This is a genomic window from Dermacoccus sp. GAS27A (genome assembly GCF_044909235.1).
Classification (GTDB): Bacteria; Actinomycetota; Actinomycetes; order Actinomycetales; family Dermatophilaceae; genus Dermacoccus; species Dermacoccus nishinomiyaensis.
Genome location: NZ_JBIYDW010000002.1, coordinates 255,324 through 269,334 on the forward strand (window position 1 = coordinate 255,324; position 14,011 = coordinate 269,334).

Annotated in this window: 11 protein-coding genes and 1 pseudogene; 2 read left to right on the forward strand and 10 right to left on the reverse strand. The window is 69.9% G+C overall.

The features are described 5' to 3' along the window. The first annotated feature begins 161 nt into the window (after window positions 1-161). On the forward strand, window positions 162-791 hold the full coding sequence (locus tag ABH936_RS03160; RefSeq protein WP_144708300.1) for a GNAT family N-acetyltransferase: 630 nt from the start codon (window positions 162-164) through the stop codon (window positions 789-791). Between the two features lie 90 nt (window positions 792-881). Here the strand turns inward: ABH936_RS03160 and ABH936_RS03165 are convergent, their stop codons facing one another. From ABH936_RS03165 to ABH936_RS03185, 5 genes are all read right to left on the reverse strand, one after another. After that, entirely contained in the window at window positions 882-2,630 is a 1,749-nt protein-coding gene (locus ABH936_RS03165; protein WP_404602625.1) for an NAD-binding protein, read from the reverse strand. Between the two features lie 3 nt (window positions 2,631-2,633). After that, complete coding sequence (locus ABH936_RS03170) at window positions 2,634-3,011, reverse strand: DUF6394 family protein (protein WP_038569849.1); 378 nt, start codon at window positions 3,009-3,011, stop codon at window positions 2,634-2,636. A 41-nt stretch (window positions 3,012-3,052) separates the two neighbouring features. Continuing rightward, on the reverse strand, window positions 3,053-4,840 hold the full coding sequence (locus ABH936_RS03175) for a hypothetical protein (RefSeq protein WP_404602626.1): 1,788 nt from the start codon (window positions 4,838-4,840) through the stop codon (window positions 3,053-3,055). Window positions 4,841-5,020: 180 nt separating this feature from the next. Next, window positions 5,021-5,626, reverse strand: a complete 606-nt coding sequence (locus ABH936_RS03180) for an antitoxin (RefSeq protein WP_338811655.1) — start codon at window positions 5,624-5,626, stop codon at window positions 5,021-5,023. Window positions 5,627-6,390: 764 nt separating this feature from the next. Beyond that, a complete protein-coding gene (locus ABH936_RS03185) occupies window positions 6,391-6,867 on the reverse strand; it encodes a low molecular weight protein-tyrosine-phosphatase (RefSeq protein WP_241725602.1) in 477 nt (158 codons plus the stop codon). 321 nt (window positions 6,868-7,188) lie between these two features. Between ABH936_RS03185 and ABH936_RS03190 the strand changes: the two are divergent. Further along, a pseudogene (locus ABH936_RS03190) lies at window positions 7,189-7,422 on the forward strand (DUF2252 family protein); the annotation flags it as partial. A 139-nt stretch (window positions 7,423-7,561) separates the two neighbouring features. Here ABH936_RS03190 and ABH936_RS03195 read toward each other — a convergent pair. The 5 genes from ABH936_RS03195 to ABH936_RS03215 all read right to left on the reverse strand — a co-directional run bounded on the left by ABH936_RS03195 (window position 7,562) and on the right by ABH936_RS03215 (window position 13,936). After that, window positions 7,562-8,671: an LLM class flavin-dependent oxidoreductase gene (locus ABH936_RS03195; RefSeq protein ID WP_239303399.1), complete on the reverse strand. Its 1,110-nt coding sequence runs from the start codon at window positions 8,669-8,671 to the stop codon at window positions 7,562-7,564. A gap of 154 nt (window positions 8,672-8,825) precedes the next feature. Next, a complete protein-coding gene (locus ABH936_RS03200) occupies window positions 8,826-9,719 on the reverse strand; it encodes an SGNH/GDSL hydrolase family protein (RefSeq protein ID WP_171969859.1) in 894 nt (297 codons plus the stop codon). 283 nt (window positions 9,720-10,002) lie between these two features. After that, on the reverse strand, window positions 10,003-13,329 hold the full coding sequence (gene lysX / locus ABH936_RS03205; RefSeq protein ID WP_404602627.1) for a bifunctional lysylphosphatidylglycerol synthetase/lysine--tRNA ligase LysX: 3,327 nt from the start codon (window positions 13,327-13,329) through the stop codon (window positions 10,003-10,005). Continuing rightward, window positions 13,326-13,682, reverse strand: coding sequence for a hypothetical protein (locus ABH936_RS03210; RefSeq protein WP_062257424.1), 357 nt, complete (start codon window positions 13,680-13,682; stop codon window positions 13,326-13,328). Before ABH936_RS03210 ends, lysX begins: the two co-directional genes overlap by 4 nt. Continuing rightward, window positions 13,679-13,936: a hypothetical protein gene (locus ABH936_RS03215; protein WP_143181537.1), complete on the reverse strand. Its 258-nt coding sequence runs from the start codon at window positions 13,934-13,936 to the stop codon at window positions 13,679-13,681. Before ABH936_RS03215 ends, ABH936_RS03210 begins: the two co-directional genes overlap by 4 nt. Window positions 13,937-14,011: the final 75 nt, after the last annotated feature.

The following is a 14,011-nucleotide window of genomic DNA, read 5'->3' on the forward strand; positions in this document are numbered from 1 at the left end:
GCGCCTTCGGGCCTGCCCCACCACACGAGGGCGCCCACCCCGTACACATCTGCGATTTTCGTCCACGTTCGCCAGCCGCCGCCGACGGGCGGCGCGCCAGAGCCGATCCCACGGGCTGGGGCCGGGCAGAGCGGGCGGGCGTCTCGCGGTACAACAGGACGGTGACCGAACCCCGCGAACAGCGCCGCACCACCCTTCCGTCCTCAGCGCCGAGACACCCGCTCGTCACCGGGCGCACGGTCCTGCGCATCATGACGGGTGACGACATCGACGCGGTCGTCACCTACCGCACCCGCCCGAACGTCTACCGCTGGCTCAGCCACGGCGGCCTCGCCGCAGCGCAGCTTCGGGAGAAGTTCCAGCGGCGCATCGAACGCATGACGAAGCCGAGCGACGAACGATCCGAGGTCCAGTTCGTCGTCGAACGGGAGGGGCACGTGATCGGTGACTGCGGATTCGCGATCACCCGCGCCTGGACGAAGGACGACGCTCCGACACCGCATCTCGTCGCGCGCATCCACTACGCACTCGACGATGCCGTCGCCGGCCAGGGGATCGGCACGGAAGTGGTGCGTGCACTCGTCGACCACGCGTTCAGCCTCCCTGACGTCCACCGCGTGCAGGCCGACGTCTTCGCCGGCAACGTCGCGTCAGGCCGCGTGCTCGAGAAGCTGCGTTTCCGGCGAGAGGGCTACTTCGTCGATGACGGCGTCATCGACGGCGCGTTCGTCGACGCCTGCCTCTACTCGCTGCTGCGTCGCGAATGGGAGGCCCCCGACCACCCGGCCTGATTGCCCGGAATCGCGTCACATCCGACGCGTCTTCGGGCGAAGATCGACGACCCCGAGCCTGTCAGCCCCGGACGACCAGCCCGAACCCCGTCACCCCACCGGCTGACGCGAGCGACTGCGCCGCTTCGACCGGTTCAGACGCCGCCACACCCACGTCTCGGGCACCTGCACGCCGGTGGCGATGTATTCGGCGGAGGCGTCGCTGAACTGTGTCTGCACGAGTGCTTCGAGGCCCCAGTGGTGGCCGACGACGAGCACCTGGTCGTCGGGTGTCACCGTCATCGTGTCGTCGGGTGCGTAGATGTGCTCACCGTTTCGGATGAGCATGAGCGCGACGAGCGGGAGCTTCGAGTCGCGGTCGTCGGGGTTGGCGAGCAGCTGTCCGATCGTCAGTTCGGCGTGCAGCAGCCAGCGATGCAGCGCGGGCGAGCCGGCCGCGGAGAGGTCGATGATCGCGCGGTCCTTCGCGACGTCGCCGCAGCGGTTCGTCAGGTTCATCAGGAGGCGCTCGGCGAACTCTTCCGGCTGCGTCACCGCGTATTCGACGAAGCTCCAGAACAGCGGCGTGATGACGCGCGCGAGGCTCTCCTGCGCGACGAGTTCGGTGGGCGTGAACACCGAGTCGATGCCGAGCGCCGTGATGATCGACGCGCGCGCGTCAGACTGCTGGCGCACGCCGACGAACAGGTCCTTGCGCTCGAGCTTCGCGTGCTCGGCGAGGGCGAGGTTCGTCGTGTCGTTGCGCGTACCGGCGATGAAACCGCTCGCGCCACTGACGTCGGGGTGGCCTTCTTCCGGGTCGGCCATGACGACGTGCATGCCGGCGCGATGCAGGTCGTTCGACACCTCGGCGCCGAAGTCGTCATCGGAGGCGACGACCCACGTCCCGCCGGTTTTCGGTTCGTACCGCGGCGGCAGCGGCAGGTCGCGCGGGTCCATCAGCCACGTGACGAGCCGGTACGTCTCGGGTCGTTGCAGCGCGAGCACGAGGTAGGCGCCGTAGCGGTCGCTCGGGTTGATGACGGCGTTCGGGGCGAAGTCGCGCATGCTTTCCTCGACGCGCGCGTCGGTGCAGCGCGCGATGACGCTCATGCCGGGGCGCAGCACCGTGGCGTTCATGACGATGGCGAGGTTGTCGGTGTCGTCATCGGTCAGGGCGAGCACGCCGTCGCAGTGCTGGTTGGCGAGGCCCGCCATGCCGAGCACCGCGGGCAGGCTCGCGTTCGCCTCGAGCGCGGGCACCTCACTCTGCAGCTCGTCGGTCATGATGCGGTCGAGGCGCCCTTCGTGCCGGTCGATGACGACGAACCGGCGCCCCTGGAAGTCGAGTTCGCGACAGACCTGACGCCCCGCCTGGCCGTACCCGCAGACGATGAGGAACGGCTCACGGATGCGCTTGACCTTCGTGCGGAAGCGCTGCATCGCGAGCGCGTGCTGAAAACTGGCCGACTGCAGCAATGACAGCAGCGTTCCGATCGCGTACGCCCATCCGACGACCGTCATGAAGATGCACACCGTCACCCACATGCGTTGCGGCGTCGTGAACGGGTAGATCTCGCCGAACCCGATCGTCGAGGCGGTGTAGGAGATGAAGTAGAACGCCTCGAACGCGCTCAGGTGCGTCGTGTGGCCGGCCTCATCACGGCCGGGCACGAGCGTCAGGCCGAGCACGGAGATCGCGAACACCGTGATGATGAAGATCAGCGGCGCGCGCATGCGTCGGATGACGATGAAGATCGCGTCCGTCGACGGCGCCTCGTCGGGGATCTCCACGGCGCGCCGCACGCGCGGAGTGTCCCGCGTCGGGCGTCGGACGAGGAAGGCGAGCAGGTTGTTCATGGCTCAGCGGCGACGGTAGGAGATCGTCTCCGACACGAGCAGGACGACCGAGACGATGTTCGCGAGCAGCGCGCCACCGGAGAGGCTGACGATGCTCGCCGTCGTCCCGGGGCTGTTGTGATAGCCGCCGGACAGGACGTAGTACGCGGCCGCCGCGACGAGCTGCAGGACGGCGACGAGCGACGTCGCGAGGTGCACGGCGCCGATCTGCGTGCGGTCGCCGAACTTCAGCACGAGCGCGATGAGGTTGACGAAGATCGCCACGTACAGCTCGTTGATGTTGTGCAGTTTCGGCTCGGCCATGTCGCCGATGAAGAAACCGAAGTTCATCGTGGCCGACAGCAGCACGAAGAAGCCGAAGACGACTTTCTCGAGGTTCATGTCCCCGAGCCTAACGGGGACGCCGCTGCGGGCCGGCACGCTCAGTTCGGCGGGGCCGGGGGCCCTTCGGCTCCCGGTGAGATGAAGTACGAGTCGTCCATGGCCGGGTGCGGCGCGATGGGCACGACCTGCATGCGCACACGCTCCTCGGCCCAGCGCTGCTGTTCGACGCTCTCGCGGGCCTCGTTGACGGCCTCGCACTGCTCGGCGTCGAAGTAGAACTCGAGCGCTGCGGCACGCGAGTCGAGGCGCGAGAACTTCTCGTAGTCGGTCGTGCCGTCGGCGGCTCGCACGAGCTGTGCGACGGCGCGTTCGACCGACGCGCGCCGCACGCGCCGCGCCACGTGCGGCAGGATGTCGACGCGCCCGTCCTCGCTGACGATGATGACCATCGAGCCCTTGCCTCGCCCTGCGAGGTACCGGATGGCGGAGTTGTAGCGAGCACCGCGTGAGATGTCGCCGGTGCCGGTGGCTGCGCCGTCGAGAATGACGCCGACGGCGTGACACTTGCCGTCAGGGCTGACGAGGACAGCGCCGTCGATCTTCGTCAGCGCATCGAACGCGTGCGCGCCCAGGTGCGTGGGCTCGATCGTGTAGGCCTGCGGCAGCAGGCGTTCCCCCTCGCGGCGCGCGTCGGGGTGGACGACGAGCATCGTGCCGTGCTGCTGCCGGACGCAGGCCTGCGTCATGCCCCACAGCGCGTCGACGTGCTCGCTGAGCGCGTCGGGGAAGACGCGGTTGACGGCGTGCGCGAACGTCTCGACGTCGATGACGTCGCGCGGCAGGCTCGGCTCGCCGTTGTCGACGCGCAGGAACGGCGTGTCGGCGTGCCACAGCTCCCACGCGCCGTTGCCGACGACCTTGATCTCGAAGACCTCCTCCGTCGCCGGGGCGTACCCCTCGAGCATGCGCCCGATGCCGTAGACGGTGCGCCCGTCGCACAGCAGCTCGAAGCCGGGGCCCGTCATCTCGAGGGCCTTGCGGAACGAGCGTGGCACGCCGACGGGCACGTCGTGCTCGAACGTCACCTCGCACGCGACGTCGGGGTGCCCCTGGGGGGCGAGGACGACGGAGCCGAGGCTCGCGCGGCCCTCGTACGTCTGCGCGCTGACGGCGTCGCACGCGTCGCGCAGGCCGTGCGGAAACTTCTGCCCGGCGCGTGAGGCGCACCCGTTGATGAACGTGTCGGCCGCCGAACGCAGCACCGCGCCGGCGTCGAGGCCGATGAGCGAACCGGGGTGGACGCGGTCGAGTTCGTGGCTCGCGGCGCGCAGCACGTCGTCGATGACGGCCTCGGGAAAGTTGCCGGGCACGCCGAGGCCGTCAGCGAGCGTCGTGCGTAGGCGCGGCACTTCACTCGCAGGGTCGCGCAGCACCGCGAGCACCGGGAAGACGCGATAGTCGCCGACGACGATGCTGATGCCGACGTGGACGACGCGGTCGGCGAACGTCGCCGCACGCGTCAGGGCCTCGCGCATCACGTCGCGGCGGCACCCCTCGCGCAGAGCGGCGAGGTAGTGGTCGGGGTGCCAGGTCGCCGTCGACTCATCGTCGGTGCGCGACGGGCACATGCGCGCGCGACGCTCCTCGAACAGCGACGTGAAGTGCGGGTGCAAATTCTCGAGGCGGGTGACGTCGAACGCGTCGCGCTGCGGTTCGACGAGGACGGGCAGCGCATCGTCGCCGTCAGGGATGCCGATGAGGTAGCCGCGCGGGTCGAGTTCCACGCCCGCGCGGTCGAGGGCTTCGTCGGCAATGCGCTCGATCGACCACCGCAGCTCGTGCTGGCCGTCCCACATGTGCGGCGCGAGGCTGATCCGGGGGTCCATGCCCGCCATGGTTTCATCCCTTGGCGGTGCCCCCAAAGGGGCATTCGTTCGGCAGACGGACGTTGCCACGGCGCGGGCAGATCCGAGTGGGGCGGTGGGGCCAGGTTGCCATGAGACCCGGCACCACCACCTTGGGGAATGTCGCTCAGTGCCGCCCACCGCGGGCGTCGCGCGCTCGCGTCAGCTCTGCGGAGCGTCTCCGCCGCGACGCATCGGCGTCTCGCCGTCGCTGTTCGTGTTGGCGCGGCGCTCGCCACCGAAGTCGCCTTCGGAGCCGGCCGACTCGAGACCCTCGCCCTGGTACGACGTGTTCGGGTCGAGCGACGACGACGGTGCGTCGGCGCCGATGGCGCGCTCGACCGGGTTCTCACCGCGCGACTGGTCATCAGCCGCCGACATGCCGTCCTGGCCGACGGCGCGCTGCGTCGCCGTCTCACCGCTGTCCTGTGCGCCGGCCGCGAGGTCGGCGTCGTAGGCGCGCTCGGAGCCGACGGCCGTCTCGCCGAACGAACCCGTCGTCGTGCCGGCGCCCGCACCTGCTGCCGCGCCTGCCCCGGCGCCCTGCTCAGCAACCTTGTCTACGCCCTTGAGCGCAGCGCCCTGAGCCTTGCTGATCTTGTCGCTGTACTTGCCGCCCGTCTTCGAATCGACGGTGGCGCCGGCCTTGTCGACGGCGCCGGCGATCTTGTCACGGTTGGCGTCGGCTGCCGCGGCGGCCTTCTCCTTGGCGAGGGCGGCCTTCTCGTCGAGGCCGAGTTCGGTGGCCTTGGCCCTGATCTTGTCCATGAATGACATCGTGGTCTCCCTGCGTCGATGGGTCTCTTGACTCGTACAACCCAGCGTGCGCCTCCAAAGTTCCCCGGCGCAACAGCTCGCGTGACATGACCATCGCGTGGTCCCTCGCGCCGCGACGCCATGACCGCAGCCCTGTCGAGCGACACTCCCGGCGCGCTCGCCGCAGCAGTCGGCGTCGGCGATCAAGGCGCTCCACCTCGCCACGTATGCGGAGGCCGTGAGCCGCGGCCGACTCGATCCTGACGCGCGCGTCACCCTGCGCGACTAGGAGCGCTGGTACTACCCGGCTGACGGCGCCCACGCGCCGGCGCTCAAGCGGCTGCGCGTGCGGGCCCAGGGCAACGGCACACGCACGAGCGCCCACGACCTCGTCCGTCTCTACGATCGCGGCGCCGCCGGCTCGATCGCCGACGCCGACGCCGACGTCATGCGTCGTCACCTCCAATGGCAGCCCGCGAGCGGTGACGTCGCGACAGGTTTCGAGGCCGGCAGCCGCCGGGCGGGCTTACCGTCGGGATGGAGCAGCGTGTCGTCGGCACGAAGCGTCGCGCCACCGGCGCGCTGCTCATCGGTGGTCTTGACGAGGCGACGGCGAGCTCGACCAACTTCGGGTGGCAGGAGCTGCTCGTCGAGGCGATGGGTGACCCGACGTACGCCCGCCGCGTCATCGCGACGTTGGACGGCACGTCGTCGGGCACGCCGGGCAGCACCCCCCCGGGCCGCTCGTGCAGACCGACCTCGTGTGCTGAGCTTCGTCAGCTCTGCTTGATCGTGCGAACCGCGTCGGCGAGGCCGGGCATGGCGCGTTCCATCGTCGCGAGGGTCGTGACGAAGCCGTCCTGGCCGCCGTACCAGGGGTCGGGCACGCCGTCGCCGGGGTTCGCCTGCGGGTCGTGGTCGGTGAGTAGGACGACGTGGTCGGGCAGCTCGCCACCGTAGATGTCGCGCATGCGCTCGAGGTGGATGTCCTCCATCGCGACGACGAGGTCACAGGCGTCGATCTCGTCGCGCGTGATCTGGTGCGCCGCGTGGTTCGACGCGTCGTACCCGGCCTTCTCGAGTTCACGGACGGCGCGCGGGTCGATGGGGTTGCCGATCTCCTCGCGCGACGTGGCGGCGCTCGTCAGCTCGACGTCACCGAGCCCGTGCTCGGCGAAATACTTCGCGGCGACGCGCTCGGCCATCGGTGAGCGGCAGATGTTTCCCCAGCAGACGAAGACGACGGAAGTCATGCTCGCCATCCTGGCATCTGCCACCGATAGCGGCCATTCGCGGCGACCCTGCGGGCATCGAGTCGTCAGGTCAAGCGTTCCGAGTCAGGCCCGATGGCCGTGGCGCGGCAGCGCGAACATGACGGCATGGTCATCGCTCTCGACCCCTCGGCCGACGCAGCCGAACTCACACCGCAGGCGCAGTTCGACGCCGAGCGCAGCCGCCGAACGTGTTGCCCCGACCGATATCGCTCGTTCAGCGCTGTCGCAGCCACAGCAGCGTGATGCCGTCGACTACGTCCTTTCGACGCAGGAGGGGCGCCTGCCCGCGTCACCGTTGCGGCAGTTCCGCAACGCGAAGGTTCGATCGATCCGCTCGACCTCGCCGGGCAGATGCTCGAAGACTTCGGCCAGGTCTGCGCCGTCATCCTCGCGCGCGGGCACACGCGCACGCTCCACCCGTCAGCGCTTCGGGGTTACCTCAAGGGTGCCGAGGATCTCGACGAGGCCCTCGCCGCGTACGCGCAGGACTGTGCGGACCAGGTCGAGCGCGACCACGCCGACCTGAACGGGTGACGTCGCGGCGTCGCCATGCAGGATGGCGGGTAAACCCACAGGTAAGCGGCCAGTTGCCTGCCTACCTGTGAGTCACCCGCCATCTCGTGAAGGTCGGGCCCGAGCCGTTGTCCGCTACCAATCTCGCCGGGCGGGTTCGTCAGCGAATCCCGCCGACGATCTCGAGTGCGCGCTTCTGGGCGTCGAGGCCGCGGGCGGAGTTCGTCATCATGAGTTCGTCGGCCATGGCGTGCTCGGCGAACTGTTCGAGGTACGCGGCGATGCGCTCCGGGCCGCCGATCGCGGTGTAGGTGAGCATGTGCTTGGCCTGGTGGCCGGCGGGCGAGTCGAGCAGCATGTCGAGCTCGGCGTCGGTGAAGTCGCGATCGGCCACGCCGAAGCGCGTCGCTATCATCTCGACGCGCGAACGCAGCACCTTTTCGTACATCGCGGACGCTTCGTCGTCGGTGTCTGCGGCGACGACGTTGAGCGCGGCGATGACGTACGGCGCGTCGAGCTGGGCGCTCGGCTTGAACTCCGAACGGTAGGCGTAGACGGCGGCCTGCAGCTGATCGGGTGCGAAGTGGCTCGCGAACGCGTACGGAAGGCCTAGTGCCGCAGCGAGTTTCGCGCCGAACATGCTCGAGCCAAGGATGTAGAGAGGCACGTTCGTGCCCTTGCCGGGGATCGCCTCGATGCCCGCGAGCGGGCTCGTATCGGAGAGCAGCCCCTGCAGCTCGACGACGTCCTGCGGGAAGCGGTCGCTCGCGTGCGGGTCACGTCGAAGCGCCTGCCAGGTGCGCTGATCCGTGCCGGGCGCGCGTCCGAGACCAAGGTCGATACGGCCGGGGTGCAGCTCGGCGAGCGTGCCGAACTGCTCGGCGATCGTCAGCGGCGAGTGGTTCGGCAGCATGACGCCGCCGGAGCCGACGCGGATCGTCTGCGTCTGCGACGCGACATGCGCGAGCAGCACCGACGTCGCCGCCGACGCGATGTGCTTCATGTTGTGGTGCTCCGCGAACCAGATGCGCTCGAAGCGACCCGTCGCCTCAGCCCGCTGCGCGAGCTCAACGCTGCTGCGGATCGCGTCGCCGACGCTCTCATGGCTGCCGACCTGCGCGAGGTCGAGGATCGACAGCGGAATGTCGGCTGCCTTCTTCGCGAAGGAGCCGGCCGAGTGGGAGGTCTCGTCAGGGGATCGCAGGTCGGTGTTCTGGGCGGCGTCGAAATCACTCACGCACTCGTCAACGCGGGCCCCGGCCTCGCTCATTCCCGGGCCGCATCCCGAAGGGGCCCGGCCGGCTGCGTCACATGGTGCTCGCTGCGCCAGTCGGGACTGACTCGACGAGCACGAAGTGACTCACCTGGCCGGGCGTGGTCGCTTCGGCCCGCGTCCGATAGCGCCGTGCGCGCACGAACGCCGATCACGCGAGCAGCGCGTCGATCTCCTTCGCGAGCTTCTTGTGCAGCCACGGCGAGGGATGGAATCCGTCGTCGGCGAAGGCCTTGTCGCGCGCCCATTTCGGATTCGTCAGCGGTACGTGGCGGACGGTGGGGTAGTCCGCGACGATCGCCGCAGCGATCGCCTCGAACCGACGTGCACGCCCGCCGAGGGCATTACCGAGCTGCTGCGGCATCGCGGGCAGTGCTTCGATCGGCGGCAATCCGAGCAGGACGACGGGGGAGTCGCCGGCGAGCGCCGTCACGCGGGTCAGCAGCTTCGTCAGGCTGACGCGCCACGCCTCCTCGGTGCGCAGGTTCTTCACGTCGTTGACACCGACGCTGATGACGACGACGTCAGCGCGCGCGAGTTGCGCCTGGGCGCTCGCGGGCTGGGTGAGGTGGGCGACGTCGCGGGCGTCGGCGCCCGAGCGGGCGAGCACGTGCCAGCTGACCGGCCGTTCGAGCCGATCCGACATGCGGCTCGCGAGGCGCCCCGCGATCGAGTCGCGATGGTGTTCGACGCCGGCACCGTCGGCCACGCTGTCTCCGAGCACGACGAGATGCGGCTCGTGACCGTCCCGCTCGGCGTGGTGCTCGCAGATCGTGCTCGTGACGCCCTCGCGCCCGGCCGCACCGGGTAGGCGCGGCACGTCGCGCTGCACCTGACGCCCCTGCGCGATGAGCACCGGGCCGTGCAACAGCACGTCCGTCAGCGAATATCCGGGCAGCGACGACCCGCCCGTATCGGATGGCGCGTCGGCCGATGCCGCCTCATCCGGTGCGGCGGAGCCCGACGTGGTTTCCCGTGAAACAGGGTCACGCGGCGCAGGGGGTCGTCGGTCGGCGTCCCCGTCGGTCGCCGAGATGTCACGCATGCCCCCATCGTCACCCATTCACCTGCACTTCGGCGCAATGACGCGCGGCGTTCACCGCACCGTTATCCGCATCGGCCCTTCAGGCTGGCTCTTCGCCAGACCCGACGCCCCCGCACCAAAGCCCCAACCCCGCCGCGGCTCGACGTACCCGCGCCGCAACCCGACCCGTCCACATCCCACACCCCGAACGAAGCGTGGCGCGCACCCGTCGAGGAGGAGAGTGCTCCTGGCCGACCGATGCGCGCCACGCTGTGAACAAGGCGGCAGGGCGACGGTTACGCCATCACTGCCCCTCGTTGGGTCGCGTGAACGGGAACGCGAGCGTCGCGCGGATGTTGTTGCCCGTCAGCATCATGATGAGGCGGTCGACGCCGATGCCGAGCCCACCCGTCGGGGGCATGGCGTACTCGAGGGCGGCGAGGAAGTTCTCGTCGACCTCCATCGCCTCGGGGTCGCCGGCGGCGGCCTTGAACGACTGCTCGGTGAGGCGGTTGCGCTGGTCGACGGGGTCGACGAGCTCCGAGTACGCGGTGCCGATCTCGGCGCCGAACGCGACGAGATCCCAGCGCTCCGACAGCTTCGGGTCGGTGCGGTGCGTGCGCGTCAGCGGTGACGTCTCGAGTGGGAAGTCGGTGTAGAACACCGGCATCGTCGTCTGGCCCTCGACGAGCTCGTCGTACAGCTCGAGCACGACCTCACCGGCCGTCATCGTCTCCGCCCAGTGCACGTCGTGCGCGTCGGCGACGGCGCGCACCTCCTCGAGCGGCGTGTTCGACGTCAGCGTCGTGCCGGTCGCCTGCGAGACCGCCTTGTGCACGGGCACGACGGGCCACTCGTGGTCGAGACGTAGGCGCTCGACGCCGCCGTGTCCGTCGGGGCGGACGGCGACGGGCTCGCCGTGGATGGCCGTGGCGACCTCGAGGACGAGCTCGCGCGTCAGCACGCGCATCGTGTTGTAGTCGCCGTGCGCGGCGTACGCCTCGACGGAGGTGAACTCCGGGTTGTGCGTCGCGTCGGCGCCTTCGTTACGGAAGTTGCGGTTGAGCTCGAAGATGCGGTCCATGCCGCCGACCGCGAGTTCCTTGAGGAACAGCTCCGGCGCGATGCGCAGGTACAGGTCGGCGTTGTACGCGTTGATGTGCGTGCGGAACGGTCGCGCGCTCGCGCCACCGTGCACGGCCTGCAGCATCGGCGTCTCGACCTCCATGTAGCCGCGCTTCTCGAACGCGCGACGCAGAGCGCTGACGCCCCGCGAGCGCGCGCGCAGCAGATTTGCCGAATCCTTGTTGACGATGAGGTCGAGGTAGCGCTGACGCACGCGTGCCTCGGGGTTGGTGAAGCCCGTGTGGTCGCTGGGGATGGAGCGCAGCGACTTCGACGCCATGCACCACGACGACGCGAGCAGCGACGGTTCGCCGCTACGGCTGTGGCCGAGCGTGCCCGTCACGGAGACGTGGTCGCCGACGTCGACGGTGCGTCGCCACAACCGCATGAACTGCGGATCGACAGCGCCCGCCTCGAGCACGACCTGCAGGCGCACGTCGTGCTCCTCGATGACGGCGAACACGACGCCGCCGAGGTCGCGCAGCGCTCGCACGCGGCCGCTGAGGGAGACGACGCCGGCGTCCACCTCGTTGCCTTCGGCAATCGCCTTGCGGGCAAGATCGACCGTCATCGTGTACGGCACGTCGACGGGGTAGGGCTCCATGCCGGCTTCGCGCAGGACGTCGAGCTTGGCGTGGCGCACGCGCTGCTGCTCGGTGAGGCGCTGCACGGGTCGTGCGGGCGTGAGCAGCTCCTCGTCCTGCGCGGCGACGAGCTGCGCCAGCGGCGCCTCGGTGCCGTCGGGCAGGTGGACGATCGTGTCCGCGTCGTGGCTGGGGCGCGGTGCGTGGCCGGGCAGGAAGCCCTCGGCGCGGCCGGAGGCGATGCCGATGAGCGGCAGGCCGCCGACGGAGTCGAAGCAGACGAACCGGGTGTCCCAGCGCGGCAGGTACTTGGCGTTCGCCTCGTACAGCGATTCGAGCTGCCAGAAGCGGTTGCCGATCGACAGGATGCGGTCGGCGAGACGCACGCCGATGCCGGCGCCCACCTTGTCGGCACCGGTGAACACGGAGCGGAACATCGCGAAGTTGAGCGACACGTCGCGCACGCCGAGGTCGGACGCTGCGTCGGCGAGCGCCGCGACCATCGCCTCGTTGACGCCGTTCGGCGCCTTCGGGGAGCGGCGCATCAGGTCGAGCGACAGCCCTCGCATGCCCCACGGCACGAACGACTGCAGTGCGACGATCTGACCCTGTGCGTCACGGACGAGGACGGCGACGCAGCGGCCGTCCGTCGCGTCCTCGAGGCGGTTGAGGGCCATCGAGAAGCCGCGGTCGGGTTCGTCGCCACGCCACTTCTCGGACAGTTCGGTGATCTGGCGCAGCGTCTCGGCGTCGAGACGCGAGTGGCGTTCGACGTCGACGGTGCAGCCGGCCTCACGCACGCGCGCGACGGCGCGCTTGACGGGGCGCATCGCGCGCCCTTCGAGGCTGAACGTGTCGAGTTCGACCACGGCTTCGTCGCCGAGGGGGCGGGCCTTGAGCCCGGCCTCGACGTAGGCGCGCGCACCCGTCTCCGAGGCGGACAGGACGCCGGAGCGCCACGCGTGCTCGCGGGCGAGGGCCTGCCAGGCGCCGATGGCGGCGGGCCATGACTCACGGGCACCGAGCGGGTCGCCAGAGGCGAGGCAGACGGAGCCGATGACGCGGTAGCTGACGGCGGCCTCGCCGTCGGGGGCGAAGACGACCGACTTGTCGCGGCGCGTCGCGAAATAGCCGAGCGAATCCTGGTTGCCGTGCAGCGCGAGCAGGCGGCGCACGTGCAGTTCGTCGTCGGCCGACTGCACCTCGGAGCGTTCGGCCGATTCGGTGTAGCGCCACACCGTCAGCAGCAGCACGCCGGCGGCGAGGATGCCGGCGAACGCGGCGAGCCAGTGGGGCCCGTTGGCGCCGTCGGAGATGCCGTGCGGCATGGAGATGCCGGTGACGCTGCGGATCGAGAACCACAGGTGCTCACCGCCGTGCAGGTCGCCGGGGGCCGCCCAGGAGAGCATGAAGATGACGGCGATGCAGGCGAGCAGACCGGCTAGCAGCGTGCCGATCGCGCGCCGCAGGGAGCCTGAGCGCATGCGGGCCGGGAAGTCCTTGCGCCGGATGACGAGCAGGACGAGCCATGCGCCGGTGACGATCGTCGTCACGACGATGAGGGCGATCGTGATGTCGTCGACTTCCTCGTCGAGGCTGTCCGTGCAGATGCTGACGGCGACGATCGCGCAGGCCACGAACTGGAGGGCGAGGACGGCGAGGGCGACGACCCACGCGGCGCGCAGCCCGCGTTTCAGAGCGGCGGCGGTGATGAGAAGACACAGGGCGAGGAAGAGACTCGGGCCGGCGGGGACGCCGACGACGGCGAAGAGGTCGTCGACCCAGTCGGCGAAGTCGCTGCGCGGCAGCGGGATCGACACGAGCGACCACACGCCGCCCAGGGCGACGAGCAGCCCCAGCAGCTTGGGCAGCCATCCGTGGTCGTTCGCCACCGCGGGGTGGTGACGGGTGGGGGTGCTCATGCTGAGGGTGCTCCTTCGACGTGCTCTGCGTTCGCTGCGGGATGGGGGGTCTCTGGGAGGCGGGCTGCTTCCTGTCTCGCGCGTTCGGCGCGGGCCCAGAGGTTGAGTGTCAACAGTGCGAGGGCCTGGAGGGCGGCTTCGAGCAGGATCTCGAACTGGCTCGTGTAGGCGCGCAGGGAGTTGGCGACGGCGAGCATGAGGACCATCGCGATGGAGCCGTAGCGGAACGCACGCTCGACGTTCTGGTGCTTCGCGCTCATGGCACGAAACGCGATGAGCGACAGGATGCCTGCGATGACACCGACGGCCGCTGACGCGAGGTACATCGACGCCGCGAGCGAACCGAGCTTCACGCGATCGTCAGCAGCAGCCCGCCCCAGAGGGCATGCGCGATGTGGGAGACCTCGCCGCCGACCCGCGGGTAGTCGGTCAGGACGAGGTACGCGCGCGTCGCCGCGATCGTGATCGCGCAGGCACCGGCGAACAGGAACACGAGCGACGAGGCGTCCTCGCGCAGCACGACGCCGCGGGAGCCGCCGCGCCCTGACGGGGCTGACGACGCGCCCGCAGGCGTCGAAGAGCCCTCTCTGGCAGGGGTGGCAGTCATGTCATGACGCTAGCAAAGCGTTTCGCCCCTGCCTGGAAGACCGTGCGGCCTGCGGGGCGCCCTCTTCGCGCGCGA